This is a genomic window from Methylobacterium sp. E-066 (assembly GCF_022829635.1).
Classification (GTDB): domain Bacteria; phylum Pseudomonadota; class Alphaproteobacteria; order Rhizobiales; family Beijerinckiaceae; genus Methylobacterium.
Genome location: NZ_JAKSYO010000066.1, coordinates 1 through 13,378 on the forward strand (window position 1 = coordinate 1; position 13,378 = coordinate 13,378).

Annotated in this window: 17 protein-coding genes; 11 read left to right on the top strand and 6 right to left on the bottom strand. The window is 70.9% G+C overall.

Annotated features, from left to right (window positions below; all coding sequences use genetic code 11):
• Nucleotides 1-117: 117 nt before the first annotated feature.
• From MKL20_RS07090 to MKL20_RS07100, 3 genes are all read left to right on the top strand, one after another.
• Nucleotides 118-321, top strand: coding sequence for a CsbD family protein (locus MKL20_RS07090; RefSeq protein WP_058191783.1), 204 nt, complete (start codon nt 118-120; stop codon nt 319-321).
• 64 nt (nt 322-385) lie between these two features.
• Nucleotides 386-769, top strand: coding sequence for a CsbD family protein (locus MKL20_RS07095; RefSeq protein WP_244036087.1), 384 nt, complete (start codon nt 386-388; stop codon nt 767-769).
• A 78-nt stretch (nt 770-847) separates the two neighbouring features.
• The gene (locus MKL20_RS07100; RefSeq protein ID WP_244036088.1) at nt 848-2,257 is read left to right on the top strand and encodes a TAXI family TRAP transporter solute-binding subunit; all 1,410 of its coding nucleotides are present in this window, start codon (nt 848-850) and stop codon (nt 2,255-2,257) included.
• A gap of 8 nt (nt 2,258-2,265) precedes the next feature.
• Here MKL20_RS07100 and MKL20_RS07105 read toward each other — a convergent pair whose 3' ends face one another.
• The 3 genes from MKL20_RS07105 to MKL20_RS07115 all read right to left on the bottom strand — a co-directional run bounded on the left by MKL20_RS07105 (nt 2,266) and on the right by MKL20_RS07115 (nt 3,412).
• A complete protein-coding gene (locus tag MKL20_RS07105) occupies nt 2,266-2,709 on the bottom strand; it encodes a hypothetical protein (RefSeq protein ID WP_244036089.1) in 444 nt (147 codons plus the stop codon).
• Between the two features lie 156 nt (nt 2,710-2,865).
• Complete coding sequence (locus tag MKL20_RS07110; RefSeq protein ID WP_243965999.1) at nt 2,866-3,087, bottom strand: hypothetical protein; 222 nt, start codon at nt 3,085-3,087, stop codon at nt 2,866-2,868.
• Between the two features lie 103 nt (nt 3,088-3,190).
• Nucleotides 3,191-3,412, bottom strand: a complete 222-nt coding sequence (locus tag MKL20_RS07115) for a hypothetical protein (RefSeq protein WP_409568126.1) — start codon at nt 3,410-3,412, stop codon at nt 3,191-3,193.
• 230 nt (nt 3,413-3,642) lie between these two features.
• Here MKL20_RS07115 and MKL20_RS07120 point away from each other — a divergent pair, with 230 nt between their 5' ends.
• The 6 genes from MKL20_RS07120 (at nt 3,643) to MKL20_RS07145 (ending at nt 7,379) form a co-directional block, all read left to right on the top strand.
• Nucleotides 3,643-3,792, top strand: a complete 150-nt coding sequence (locus tag MKL20_RS07120; protein ID WP_244036091.1) for a hypothetical protein — start codon at nt 3,643-3,645, stop codon at nt 3,790-3,792.
• A 73-nt stretch (nt 3,793-3,865) separates the two neighbouring features.
• Entirely contained in the window at nt 3,866-4,024 is a 159-nt protein-coding gene (locus tag MKL20_RS07125; protein ID WP_167367670.1) for a hypothetical protein, read from the top strand.
• A gap of 295 nt (nt 4,025-4,319) precedes the next feature.
• Nucleotides 4,320-4,478: a hemin uptake protein HemP gene (gene hemP / locus MKL20_RS07130; protein ID WP_243966005.1), complete on the top strand. Its 159-nt coding sequence runs from the start codon at nt 4,320-4,322 to the stop codon at nt 4,476-4,478.
• Complete coding sequence (locus tag MKL20_RS07135; protein WP_244036092.1) at nt 4,475-5,356, top strand: hemin ABC transporter substrate-binding protein; 882 nt, start codon at nt 4,475-4,477, stop codon at nt 5,354-5,356. The genes hemP and MKL20_RS07135 overlap by 4 nt, the downstream gene beginning before the upstream one ends.
• Before the next feature lie 144 nt (nt 5,357-5,500).
• Entirely contained in the window at nt 5,501-6,583 is a 1,083-nt protein-coding gene (locus MKL20_RS07140; protein ID WP_244036093.1) for a FecCD family ABC transporter permease, read from the top strand.
• Nucleotides 6,576-7,379 (top strand): heme ABC transporter ATP-binding protein, encoded by an 804-nt coding sequence (locus tag MKL20_RS07145; RefSeq protein WP_244036094.1) that lies wholly within the window; start codon nt 6,576-6,578, stop codon nt 7,377-7,379. The genes MKL20_RS07140 and MKL20_RS07145 overlap by 8 nt, the downstream gene beginning before the upstream one ends.
• 131 nt (nt 7,380-7,510) lie before the next feature.
• On the opposite strand, the gene MKL20_RS07150 is transcribed toward MKL20_RS07145, so the two are convergent.
• Together MKL20_RS07150 and MKL20_RS07155 are read right to left on the bottom strand one after the other, a co-directional pair.
• Nucleotides 7,511-8,443 (bottom strand): glycosyltransferase family 2 protein, encoded by a 933-nt coding sequence (locus MKL20_RS07150; RefSeq protein WP_244036095.1) that lies wholly within the window; start codon nt 8,441-8,443, stop codon nt 7,511-7,513.
• Nucleotides 8,444-8,448: 5 nt separating this feature from the next.
• Nucleotides 8,449-9,480, bottom strand: coding sequence for a glycosyltransferase family 2 protein (locus tag MKL20_RS07155; protein WP_244036096.1), 1,032 nt, complete (start codon nt 9,478-9,480; stop codon nt 8,449-8,451).
• A 461-nt stretch (nt 9,481-9,941) separates the two neighbouring features.
• Between MKL20_RS07155 and MKL20_RS07160 the strand changes: the two genes are divergently transcribed.
• Together MKL20_RS07160 and MKL20_RS07165 are read left to right on the top strand one after the other, a co-directional pair.
• Nucleotides 9,942-10,163, top strand: a complete 222-nt coding sequence (locus MKL20_RS07160) for a DUF6894 family protein (RefSeq protein WP_243968450.1) — start codon at nt 9,942-9,944, stop codon at nt 10,161-10,163.
• A 299-nt stretch (nt 10,164-10,462) separates the two neighbouring features.
• Nucleotides 10,463-11,710 carry an acyltransferase family protein gene (locus MKL20_RS07165; RefSeq protein ID WP_244036097.1) on the top strand — a complete coding sequence of 416 codons (1,248 nt, stop codon included), beginning with the start codon at nt 10,463-10,465 and terminating at the stop codon, nt 11,708-11,710.
• Nucleotides 11,711-11,713: 3 nt separating this feature from the next.
• Here the strand turns inward: MKL20_RS07165 and MKL20_RS07170 are convergent, their stop codons facing one another.
• Nucleotides 11,714-12,901 (bottom strand): acyltransferase family protein, encoded by a 1,188-nt coding sequence (locus MKL20_RS07170; RefSeq protein ID WP_244036098.1) that lies wholly within the window; start codon nt 12,899-12,901, stop codon nt 11,714-11,716.
• Between the last annotated feature and the right edge of the window lie 477 nt (nt 12,902-13,378).

A 13,378-nucleotide genomic window follows, 5' to 3' on the forward strand; every position in this document is an offset into this window, starting at 1 on the left:
CCTGCTCGGCGCCTACGAGACCCGCCGCGCCTGATCCCCATCGGTCCCCGCCTCCCGGCGGGGACCTCTTCCGACCGGCATGAGCCGGCCATCGCGCAACCCTGAAGGAGAGTTTCGATGAGCAGCACCACCGACAAGATCAAGGGTCTGGCCAACGAGGCCGTGGGCAACGTCAAGCAGGCCGCCGGCAACGTGACGGGCAACGACAAGCTCGTGGCCGAGGGCAAGGCGCAGGAGCTCAAGGGCGAGGCGCAGAAGACCGTGGGCGACGTCAAGGACGGCGCCAAGAACCTGGCCGACAAGGTCACCGGCCGGAGCTGAGCCGGTTCGGCGGGGCCGGCTGGTCCGGCCCCGTCCCGAGCAACCGCACAACCAGGAGAGTAGCATGAATCGCGACCAGATCGCGGGCGCGTCCCGCCACGTGAAGGGCCGGGCCCAGACCACCGTCGGCGGCCTCACCGGCGATCCGGGCCGGCAGGTCCGCGGCGCCGTGAACCAGGTGGCTGGCGGCGCGCAATACGTCTACGGCCGCGCCCGCGACCGGGCCGAGGATCTCGCCGAGGATGGCCGCCACCTGGCTCACGCCGCCTCCGAGCGCGCCGACCACCTGATCGACGACGGCCGCCGCTACGCCCGCGAGGCCCGTCGCCGGGGCGAGACCTACGGCCGTCAGGCCGTCCGCTACGCCGACACCAACCGCACCAGCACGCTGCTCGGCATCGCGGCGCTCGCCTTCGCGGCCGGCTGGCTTACCCGCCGCGGTCGCTGATATCGATAGCCGACCGACGCCCGGCCTCATCCCGAGAGGCCGGGCGGGTTCCGGTCGGGGACAGGGAGGGCACGGCCGATGAGGCGGTTCGGCACGCTGCTGCTGCGCCCGGAGATCGTCTTCCTGATCCTCGCCATCGGGCTCGGCCTCGCGGCAGCCGGCGCCTACTGGGCCTCGCGCGCGACGGTGCTGACGGTGGCGGTCGCCCCGCGCGACGGCACCGAGCCGGCGGTGATCCAGGCCTATGCCGACGCCCTGGCGAAGCGGCACAAGGAAATCCGGCTCAAGATCCTGCCCTTCGACGACGTGCGCGACAGCGCCGAGGCGCTGCGCGACGGCCGGGCCGACCTGGCCGTGGTCCGACCCGACGTCGCGCTGCCGGATAACGGTCTGACCCTCGCCATCCTGCGCGACCAGGCCATGATCATCGCCTCGCCCGAGGCGTCCGGCATCACCACGTTTCCCGATCTCGACCGCAAGCGCCTCGCGATCCTGGCCCACCGGGACGCCGACGAGACGCTGATCAAGGCGATGCTGGCCCATTACGGCCTGACGCTGGCCGGCCCGGACAGCACGGGACCGCTTCCGCCCCGGCAGGTCGCCCTCGTGGAGGTCGGCGAGGCCGACCTCACCGCCGCCCTGACCCGCAAGCAGGTGGACGCCGTGGTCTCGGTGATCGCACCCACCGCCCCGACGGCGCAGCGCATCGTCGAGAGCGTCCAGGCGGCGAGCCGCACCGGGAAGGTGGCGTTCGTCGACGTGGAGAATGCCGACGCGATCGTGGCCCGGATGCCCCGCCTCCAGATGGTGAGCATGCCGGCCGAGACGTTTGGGGGCAGCCCCAAGGTGCCGGAGGCGGACGTGCATACGGTCGGGGCGTCCTACCGGCTCATGGCGCGCTCCAGCCTGCCCCGCTCGGTGGCGGCGGACGTGACCCAGCATCTGTTCGAGTTGCGCAGCGGCATGGCGAACGCCACGGCGGCCGCCGATTACGTCCAGGCCCCGGCCTACGAGAGCACGGCCGGCGCCACCAGCGCGCGGCTGCCGATCCATCCGGGGGCGGTCGATTATTTCGAGCGCGAGCAGCAGAGCTTCGTCGAGCGCTACGAGACCTGGATCTACCTCGTCGCCTTTCTGGGCGGCGGCATCGGCTCGGGCGTCGCCTGGGTCGGGCAGCGCCTGTCGCGGCTACGGCGCGAGCGGATCGAGGAGGCGACCGACCGGCTCCTGGCGATCCGGCAGGAGGCGCAGGATTCGCCCGATCCCGAACGCCTCATCACGCTTGCCCGCGAGATCGACGATCTGGCCGGCGACATCGCCCGCCACGCCCTGGAGCGGCCGACCGAGGCCCGGACCCTGTCGGCGGCGGCCATCGCCATCGACGCGGCCCGCTCCACGATCAAGCGCGCCATCGCGGCCGGGCGCCACGGCGACGATGCCCCGGCTTTGGCCGGCCAGACCGTCGCCTCCGGACCCGAGACGGCCTGACCCGAACCTCAGGGTGCCTTCCGGCGGGCCTGCGCGGCGGCCCATTCCCGGTCGCGCTCGGCCTGGGCGGCGCGCTGCTCGGCGGCGTAGGCCTCCTGCTCGGCCCGTTCCCGCTTCCGCTTGAGCTCGGCCGAGGCGGCGGCCCGCTTCTTCCACGCCTCGGTCTCGGCCTTCTGGCGCCGCAACTCTTCGACGGTGATCGGCTTCACCGGCTCCTTCGGCTGCGCCCAGGCGAAGGGCCGCCGCGGGGATTGCGGCGGCCGGCGCGGCGGCTCCGGATCCGCCGAAGGCCGTGGACCGCGCAGGCCCGCGATGGCCGCGTCCAGCGTCAGCCCGAGGCCGGCGGCGATGCGCGCGGCGGCGGCACGGGCCGCGTCCCGCTCGCCCGCGGTCGCGCCCCGGGCCGCCAGGGCGAGGCACTTCTCGAAGCGGTCGCGCTCGGCCGGCGTCATGGCGGGTTCCGGATCGGCAGGGTCGTCGGGGTCTAAGAGCACCTCACAAAACGCCCGATCATCGGGCGCTGCCTTCTGCACACAACGGTGCGGAGGGCGTTTTGTGAGAGGCTCTTATACGGTTTCGGCGTCGCAGACCCTGCCGACGGCGTCACGTCAACGGTTGCTCAGAAGCGCCCGGGCCAGGAGGTGGAGCGTCGCGCCGAGGCCCAGCGCGCAGGTCGAGACCACCAGGACCTGAAGCCCGCTGATGCCGGGCCGGGGGCCGAAGCTGTAGGCCAGCAGCGAGCCGCACGAGCCGGCAGAGACCACGCCGGACGCGATGGTGTTGAGCCACGTCGCCGACAGGCGGCGCCGTTCATCGTTGATGTCGCCCATGGCCGGCTCCCATCACGGGCGAGGTCAAGCTTATTTTCATACAGAAGGAATTATTACCAGAAGTTGCGGTCCGCTGCAAGGGGCGCCGTCGAACCGGTCACGCTCAGGTCGCCCCCGTTCGGCAGCGGGCATAGCCGCGGGAGATCAGCCGGCTCTGCTGCGCCACACGCTGTTCGACCTCGCCGAGATCGGTCAGCGCGTCCGTGATCGCCGCGACCAGCGCGTTCCAGGCGTCACCCCGCGCCGCGCGATGGTAGGCCAGTGCGATCGCCTCGGCCTCGGTGAGCCGAATCTCCGCGGTCGGTTCGTGCGGGTGTGCGAGCATGGCCATTCCGTTCCAACAAGAACATATAGCGAACAAAGCGCAGCAGCTGTCCCGGTTCAACCCTTGAGGTGCCGCGAGGTCGGATTCCGGTGGACGCCTGTTGATGGCCTCCAGAAAGCGCAATGATGGCGGGGCCTTACCGTGCCCGCGGGCCGAGCTCGTGTGAGCCGGTGGCGACCGGTAGCAGAGTGATGGTAGTTCCGCGCTCCGGCTCCGATTGGATCTGCAGGATGATGGAGGCGTTCGGCGAGACCCGGTGTCCGCAGATCCGGCAGGCGGTGCGGCGGACCTTCGAGAGCACCGGGATCCGGTTCCCCGTGATCGGCGCCGACCGGGTTGCCGTCGTGGGCGGCGGCGGTTCGGCGAGGGGCCTTCGTTAACGCCGGCGCTGCATCCTTATCGGCACCGAAACCGTTGCGCGTGTCCGTAAGTCCGGTTGCCGAGGCGCCTGCCATGACCATTCTGAGCGTCCTCTGCCTGGTCACCGGCGCCACCCTGGCGGGTATCGCCCCGCGGCGATCGGTGCAGCAGGCGGCCCTGGAGAGTGCGGGCGGCAGCCTGATCGTGCTCGGGCTCGTCATCATCGGCGCGGGCCTGCCCCTGTTCGGCTGAGGCTGCCCGCGGATCTGGCCTGCCACGCACGCCCGGAACTTCGAGGCGGTTTTCGCGGCCGGGACCGGCGGATCGACCGACCAGGGCCGCGCTTCATACGCGGCGTTGCAGTCTTCCCGTGCGCCAGGGGCGATGTATCGCGGCGAAGATCAATCAGACTAGACCGGATCTGCGCAAGATTATCCCGGCCGGTCCGCCTCTGGTATTTGCCGCAGATCGCCCCTATGGTTCGTTCTCTGCCATGTGTCTTTGTATTTTGAAGTGTTACAAAGAACGAATGTGAGGCGTTCCGAGCATGTCCGGTCTGAACGGAGATGAGAAGCCGGGGAGCCGCCAGGAGCCGCGGCTGGCACTCCGGGCCTTGGCCTCCGAGCACGAGGTCGTCATCCGGCATGCCGGCCAGCGCGACCGGCTCCGCATCACCGCCAACGACACGCTGATCCTGACCAAATGACGATGCTGCACACCTGGTCGCGCCGCGCCCTGCTGACCGCAGCCGCGACGGCAGTCCTCGCCCCGCGGGGCGCTGCCGCCGTGGAATCGACCGCCCGGATCGCCTCCCTCGGGGGCGCCGTGACCGAGATCCTGTACCGGATCGGCGCCGGCCCACGGATCGTCGCGGTGGACACCACCAGCCTCTACCCGCCCGAGGCCCTGCGCGAGAAGCCGAATGTCGGCTACCTGCGGGCGCTCTCGGCCGAAGGCCTGCTCGCCTGCGGGCCCGATCTGGTGATCGCCGCCGACGGCGCTGGGCCGCCCCCGGTCCTGGCCCAGCTGCGCGAGGCCGGCCTGCGCGTCGAGACCGTGACCGAGCCGCCGAGCCCGGAGGGCGTCCTCGACAAGATCGCGGTGATCGGCCGCCTGGCCGGCCTGGAGCACGAGGCCGAAGCCCTCGCCGCCGAGGTCCGCGCCCATTTCGCCGCGGTCGCGGCCAGGCGCGCCCGGATCGACACGCCGGCCCGGGCGATCGTGGTCCTGTCCCTCCAGGGCGGCCGGACGGTCGTGGGCGGCGCCGGCTCCACGGCGGACGGCATCCTGACGCTCGCCGGCATCACCAACGCGGCCGCCGGCGTCGCCGGGTTCAAGCCGATGACCGACGAGGCCATCGTGGCCGCCGCCCCCGACGCGGTGGTGATGATGCAGAACGGCCCCGAGCCGCCCAAGCCCGAGACCGTCTTCGCCCCCGACACCGCCCTGGGCCGCACCCCCGCCGCCGCCCAAGGCCGGCTCATCGCCATGGACGGCCTCTACCTCCTGGGCTTCGGGCCGCGCACCCCCCAGGCCGCCACCGAACTGATGCGGGCGATCTATCCGGGTCTGCCGGGTGAGTGAGTTTTTCGTCGACCCCAAATTTGCCTCCCGCCACCTCATCTTGAGGTGGCGGAGCGAAGCGGAGCCCTCGAAGGAGCCCTCCAGCCATCGCGGTAATTTCTGGAGGGCTCCTTCGAGGCTTCCGCTGCGCGAAAGCACCTCAGGATGAGGGGGCGACTGGGAGATCCGTCGGTTCCGCTGAACCACCGCGCCGCCCTGCCATGGGTTTTGGCGGCGCTCACCCTGTTGATGCTCGCGGTCGCGCTGCTCTCGGTGAGTCTCGGGGCGATCCGCATCCCGCCGGAGCGGGTCGTGGCGGTGCTGACCGGGGGCGGGGGCGATCCGGCGCTGGCGCGCGATGCCCTGGTGGTGCTCAACATCCGGCTGCCCCGCACCCTGCTGGGGCTGATGATCGGCGCCGGGCTCGCGGTCTCGGGCGCCTTGATGCAGGGGCTGTTCCGCAATCCGCTGGCCGATCCGGCCCTGGTCGGGGTCTCGTCGGGGGCGGGATTTGCCGCAGCCTGCATCATCGTGCTGGGCGACCGGCTGCTCGCCTATGCCGGCGTGCCGGGGCCGCTGCCCTATCTGATCCTGCCGGCCGGCGCCTTCCTGGGGGGACTGGGCGCGACCCTGATCCTCTACGGGCTGGCGACCCGGTCCGGCCAGACCGCGGTGGCGACGATGCTGCTCGCCGGCATCGCCCTGGGGGCGCTGAGCGGCGCGCTCACCGGCCTGCTGACCTATGCCAGCGACGACCGGCAATTGCGCGATCTCACCTTCTGGTCGCTGGGCAGCCTGGGCGGCGCCACCTGGGGCAAGGTCGCGGCCTCGGCGCCGCTGATCCTGCCGGTGCTGGTCGCGGTGCCGTTCCTCGGCCGCGGCCTCAACGCCCTGGTGCTGGGGGAGGCGGAGGCGTTCCATCTCGGGATCCCGGTGGAGCGCCTGAAGCGCGCCTGCATCCTCCTGGTCGCCGTCGCCGTGGGGGCGAGCGTGGCCGGCGCCGGGGTGATCGGCTTCGTCGGCCTCGTCGTGCCGCACGCCCTGCGGTTGGCAATCGGCCCGGAGCATCGCCTGCTGCTGCCGGCTTCGGCGCTTCTGGGCGGCGCGTTCCTGGTGCTGGCCGATGTCGTCGCCCGGCTGGTCGCGGCGCCGGCCGAGCTGCCGATCGGAATCGTCACCGCGCTCGTCGGCGCGCCGGTCTTCCTGTGGCTGCTGCTCGGCCGGGCGCGAGTCGCCGCCGATGCCTGAGCCGGCCCTGCTCAGCGCCCGCGACCTCACCGTCACGGTGGCCGGGCGCGACCTCGTGCGCGACGTGTCCCTCGACGTGGCGGCCGGCTCCCTGCAGGTGATCGTCGGCCCGAATGGCGCCGGCAAGTCGACCCTGCTGCGCCTGCTCTGCGGCGAGCTGCGTCCGACCCACGGGCAGGTCGCCTACGAGGGCGAGGCGGTGGGCACGATTCCGGCCTGGCGGCTCGCCGCGATGCGGGCTGTGCTGCCGCAGGCCGCGCGCCTCGCCTTTCCGTTCGCTGCGGCCGAGGTGGCCCGGATCGGCCTCGACGGCATCGGCCGGGGCCTCGGCGCCCGCGACCGGGACGCGATCCTGGCCCGCGCCCTCGACCGGGCCGACATCGCCCATCTCGCGTCCCGGGCCTACCCGACCCTGTCGGGCGGCGAGCAGGCCCGGGTGCAGTTCGCCCGGGTGCTCTGCCAGATGGAGGCCGGCCGCACGGTGGCGAACCGGCAGGTGCTGTTCCTCGACGAGCCGACCGCGAGCCTCGACCTGCGCCACCAGGGCGCGCTCCTCGACGCCGCCGCGGCGCTGGCGGCCTCGGGTACCGCCGTGGTGGCGATCCTGCACGACCTCAACCTCGCGGCCGCCTATGCCGACACGCTGCTGGTCCTCGAAGGCGGCCGGCTGGTCGCCAGCGGACGGCCGGTGGATGTGCTGCGGGACGAGCTGATCGGCCGGGTGTTCGGGGTGCGCTGGCCGGTCGGAAAAATCCCCGGCCCGGATCAGCCCTTCATCCTGCCGCACCGGACCTGATCTCCGGTTCGGACCCGTCATGGTTTCAAAAGGGCGTCGCCCTTTTGCGGGTCCAGGGCAGAGCCCTGGGGTGTCTCGGGAGCTCCGCCCCCGAACCCCGCCATAGGGCTGAGCCCTTTGGAAGCCCGGACTTACCGGTGCCGGGACGGGTGGTATTCGCGGTAGCTCAGGCCCAGCACCGCGGCGAGCAGGCCGGCGCCCCGGCACAGGGTGTAGCCGCCACTGATGAGGGTGGCGGGCCGGAGCGACAGCCCGGCGATCCCGAGGCGGGCCAGGCCGCCGCCGAGGCGGGCCAGGCCCCGGGCGGCGTTCGAGAGCCGCCCGCTCACCGTCTCCGGCCGGAGCCGGCCGAGATAGGCCTCGACGCTGCCGCTGCGATACCAGCGGGCCAGCAGCCAGCGGACCCGCATCCGGTGCGCCGGGATGCTGTCGTACACGATCGCGTCCGGCGCCCAGGCGATCTTGTGCCCGGCGCGCAGCAGAGCGTGGAAGAAGAACGTGTCCTCGCCGCCCATGGTGTTGAAGCGCATGTCGAAGGACAGGCCCAGCGCCGTCACCACCCGCAGGTCCAGGAGGGCGTTGGCCGTGTAGGCATCCGCCACCAGGCCGTTGCGGACCGGCAGGGTCTTGGCGAAGAAGCCGCCGGCCGTGGCCCAGGCCGGGGGGACCCTGTCGAACAGCGGCACCACCGGCCCGACGCAGGCCGGGACCCCGACCCGCAGCGCGGTGTCGAGCAGGCTGCGCAGCCAGTCCGGGTCCGGAACCTCGTCGTCGTCGATCAGCGCGATCCAGTCGGCGCCGAGCGCATGGGCCGCCGCGAGGCTGCGGTTGCGCACCGCCGCCAGGCCCCGGACCGGCTCTCGTGCATAGGTGATCGGGAAGCGGCCCTCATTCCGATAGGCCTCGACCACCGGGATGGCCGCATCGCTGCGCCCATTGTCGACCACTAGGATCCGCAGGGCTGAATCAGCGAGGCTGCCGAGCCTCTGCCGGTCGATGGCCCTGAGCAGCAGCGCCAGCCCCGCCGGGCGCTCGCAGGTGCAGATACAGATGCAGAGGCGCATGCGGATTACCCCTGTCCGGCCGGGAGGGCGTCCGGCAGCGCCGGACGCAGGCGTTTCTTGAAGCGATTGCCCGCCGCCGCCATCAGCGAGCCGGTGAGAAGCCGCCAGGCCCGGGGGCGGGCGAGCGCCAGCGCGGCGCCCCGAAGCCAGTGGCCGCCTTGCGCGGCGTCGATCACTCGGGCGATGACCTGCGCGGTGGCGAGGCTGTCGCGATAGGCGTGGGCGGCCTGCCGGATCTCGGGGGACCGCTCTCGCTGCTCGGCCCAAGCCGCGAAGGCGGCATCGAGGCGCTGGATGTCGGCCAGATGCAGCCGGTGGGACAGCGAGGCTGGCCCCCGCCGATAGCCGTAGCCGGCGTAAGAACTGACGACGAAGCGGGCCCCCGCCGCGAGCGCCGCCGCGCAGAACAAAAAGTCTTCGCCGATCCGGACTTCCGCGTCGTAGCGGAGGCCATGCCGGCGGACGAAGTCGGCCCGCAGCATCGGCTTGAGATAGCCGAGCTTCACCCCCGGGGTGAGCATCCGATTGCAGGTCAGGTACTGCGCGAGATCGACCGTGAACAGGTAGGGCTCCTGGCCGCGCTCAAGCATGCCGGCGCCGCGCGGATCGAAGCTGCCGGAAAACGGGATCGGGTTGTCGGCGATGAGGTCGGCATCGGTGGGGGCGGCGAGATCCAGCAGGGTCCGGCTCCGGTCCGGGACGATCAGGTCGTCCGCGTCGAGGATCGCCAGCCAGCGGCCCCGGGCGGCCTTGAGGGCGGCGTTCCGGGCGGCGGACGGCCCGCGCGGCGCGCCGGTCTGCGCCCCGTCGAGGGGAATCCGGCGGATGCGCGGGTCTTCCGCCGCCAGCCTCGCGACCACGGAGGCCGTCCCGTCCACCGAGCCGTCGTCGACGACCAGGATCTCGACCGCGACGCCGGCCTGGTCGAGGGCCGAGCGGATCGCGGTCTCGATCCACGGGGCGGCATTGTGGGCGGCCATGAGGAACGAGATGTCCACGGACACATCCCGCGCATCGGCCACGATCTGATTCGCCATCACTCGTCCTGCCCGCTACCCCCGGCGCTTGCGCGCGGGCGGTCTTCCCGGCCGCGGCCCAGCATGCCGCGAAGCGAATCCGATGCACGACGCTCAAAGGGCGTAGGGCGGGGCGTAGCGCGGCTGCCACGCCGTCTCAGGGCGAAGATTGGGCTCGGAAGGTCGAGCTCCGGAGCCGGGACGGATTATTTTCGGCCGCCGAATCGACGAAGGTTTACGGGCAAGCCCTGCCGAATCGGCGGCGATACCGCATTTCGCCCTGCGTCTTCATCGAATGGGCAATGATCGATACCAATATTGGACTATTATACGAAAATTCAGACATTATTGCCACGGGCCTGGCGAAATCAGCTTTGATATTTGTTAAACTTTATGTCTCCAGATGATTGCTGTCGGGCGCAGCCGGGCCGCGCAGGCACGAACGGACGGCCCTCCGAGGGCATCAATCACGGGGGATCTCGGTGCCCATCCGGTTCTATTTCGATGTCGAGAACGGCAGGGAGACGATCCGCGACCACGACGGCGTGGAGGCGGCGGATCTGGCCGAGGCGCTCACCGAGGCGCGCAGCGTCATCCAGGAGATGGCCCACGAGGTTTGCGCCGACGATCCCGGCACCGCCTGGGCCCTCGTGGTCCGGGACGGGACCGGCACCGTGCTGGCGCGGTTGCCGATCAGACGGTAGGCGGAGGCGCACTCGATCTGTCTGATTGCCGATATGAATATATTCCCGGCTCCGTACACGTCATGATATTCGGACACGATCTTGGCGTCCGGCATGTCGCGCAGCGGCCCCATCCAGACTTGCTACGCCGTTTGGAGAGGACCGGCACCCACCGAGGGTGGAGGTAAGCCGAATTCGAAGCCGAGATCCGGTGGGGGATCCCTCCTTTTGCGCGCCCGCGGCCATCTCTCGCTGCGGGCGAACCGGTGGCATGGGTCGGAGGCGCCGCGTCCCGGTGCGCGTCCGTGCGAGGCCCGATCATGCGTCATCAGGTGGCCCGTCGAGGGAGTCCGACCAGGACGATCGGAGCCGCGCTCGCGGCCGGCGGTGGCTACGGCGCAGGCTTCGACACCCTGCGGCTCGTGCTCGCGCTGCTGGTCATGATGTTCCATGCCGGCGCCACGGTGGGCAGCAGGCTCTGGACCGAGACGCTCACGCCGCTGACCGGCAGCCTCGTGCCGCTGTTCTTCGGCGTCAGCGGTTTTCTGGTCGCCGGAAGCGCATCGCGGCTCCCGGTTGGGCCGTTCCTGGTCAACCGGGCCCTGCGGATCCTGCCCGCCCTCACCGCCGTGAGCCTGGTCGCGGCCCTCGTCATCGGCCCGATGGTTTCCACCTACGACCCGGCCGCCTATTTCGCGCAGCCGGCGGTTTGGCAGTATGGCGCGAACAGCATCGGCCTGTTCCGCGGTCAGCTTCCCGGGGTCTTCATCCAGAACGGGCAGCCCGGCATCGTCAACGCCGCCCTCTGGACTCTCGCCTACGAGCTTGCCTGCTACGGCCTGATGGCGACCCTGATCAGCATCGGGCTCCTGCGGCGGCCTCGGCTGCTCCTGGCGGTGGCGGTGGGGCTCGCGGTCACGCCCGCCCTGCTGGAGGCCCTGGGCCTGCTGCCCCTGTTCGAGCGGAACGGGCTGTTCCGCCTATTCTTCCTCGGCCGGGGCGCGATCCTGTTCGCCGCCTTCCTCTGCGGCTGCCTGCTCTATGTCTGGCGCGATGCCGTGCCCCGCGACGGCCGGCTGTTCGCGGCGGCGCTGGCCGGGAGCGGCCTCGCCCATTGGCTCGGCCCGGACCGGTGGCATCTCGTCGATCCTGCCCTGTCGGGGCTGTGCCTCGCCTACATCGCCGTTTGGATCGGCGTCACGGATTTCGGCGGCAGGATCGGGCCGTACAAAGTCGATTACTCATATGGCCTGTATCTGTACCACTGCCTGATCCTCAACATCGTGGTTTTCCTGGTCCCGCAGATCGATTCGGTGACGCCGCTGGTCCTGCTCGCCATCGGCCCGACAATCCTCGCCGCCGCCGCGTCGTGGCACGGGATCGAGAGCCCGGCCCTGCGCGCGCGCAAGCGACTCGGCCGGATCACTGCGGCCGTCGTCTCGGCCGTCTCGCGGAGAGGAACGGGATCCCAAAGGGCGAGCCCTTTGGCAGGGTTCGGGACAGCGTCCCGAGGCTCGCAGGGCTCCGCCCTGCACCCGCAAAAGGTCGAAGACCTTTTGAATCCATGACGTCTACAGCGGATTGATCAGCGCGGGGCGCCGAGCCGCCCGCGCCGGTGCCCGCAAGATCCGGCGGGCGGGCGATTCGAGGAGCCGCCAGGAGGCTTCCGCCAGCAGCAGGGTCAGCGCCAGGTCCAGCGCCAGAGTGACGGAATGCGGCGCGGCGAGGTGGAGCCCGAGAGCCGCCAGCACCTGCTCCGCATGCAGCGGCACGTGGAACAGGTAGGCGCCGTAGCTGATCACGCCGATCCGGCGCAGCCAGGCGCTGTCCAGGAGCGCCACCGCACGGCTCCCCGGGGATTGCGCGATCTGCAGCAGCAGCAGTGCCGCCAGGATCCCGCTGAGCCGCCCGAGAAGCAGCCACCGGCCAGGCTCCCCGGCCAGGAGCGGCAGGGCCAGGAATACGGCCAGCACGCCGATCAGGATAGCGTCGCTCCGGAGCCAGCCCGGCAGGGGTTTCGTGTGCAGCCCCGCCAGCCCGCCGAGCGCGATCAGCCCGAGATTGGCCAGGGTGTCGACATCGAAGCACACCAGCGACGCGCCGGCCCACCACAGGGCGGCGTGCATCAGCACGCTGGCGCCGATGAGCGCGCCGCACAAAGCCCCCAGATAACGCCGCGGCAGGAACAGCGCCGCCGGGGCGAACAGCAGGTAGAATTGCTGCTCGACCGCCAGGCTCCAGAGGTGCCCGAGCTCCGTCCCCCAGCCGTGGCGCTCGACATAAAAATTCGTCCCGTACAGCCCGGTCGCGAGCTTGAACGATTCGTCGCCGAGGTTCAGCGAGCGGCCCAGCGGGGTCGTGTAGAGTACGAGCAGGAACACGTAATAGACCGGCACGATGCGGGCGAAACGGTTCCGGTAGAACACCCGCAGGCTGTCCATCGGCGTCGCCGCGCCGGCCTCGATGCGGACCCGGGATGCCGCGAGGATCCGGACGATCAGGAAGCCGCTCAGCACGAAGAACAGCCAGACCCCGGCGCTGCCGACTGCTTCGGTTCGCGGGCTCGGCGCCTTGTGGCTGACGAAGACCATCAGGAAGGCCACGGCCCGCAGGCCGTCGAACCCGATGATGCGGCGCTCCTCGGCATCGGCCCGGATATCGGAGCCCGGCCGATGCTGTGGGTCCTTGGCACCGCATCGCCTTCTTCCGAAGGCCGGCAGCCACCGTTCGGGATGATGCGCCAGCTCTTTGATTCGCATCGTCCCGAAAGCCGGAGGCCACCTGTCGGGGCGATGCTCTAACGGGACCATGCACGCCTCGTCCGATTCGGTCCGGCTGTATAGGCCGGCCCGGCGCGGGACCGGCCTACCTCGATCGGCGTAGGCGAGCCCGCCCGAACATCTGCCGCATTGCTGTATTCGGCATTGATCCCGTCGTGTTTAGGGTTGTTTAACACTGTCAGTCTGGGGTATGATCGCGATGGCCCGTCCGATTCCGGGTGGAACACTGATGTGATCGGTCATCGCTCACATACGCCGGTTTCCGGACGATGCGATATCTTGCGGCAATCCCTGCCGCAGGAAGCCTCAAGGCGTCTCTGCACGATACGCGGACGCACGGTCCGGCCGCTTCGAGACGCTCACCGCCGCATCCCGAGCAAGACGACCAATCCCACGGCGAATGCGGCGCCGGCCTGGGCCGCCAGCAGCGCGGCCAGCCAACCCTGCAGCAGGCCC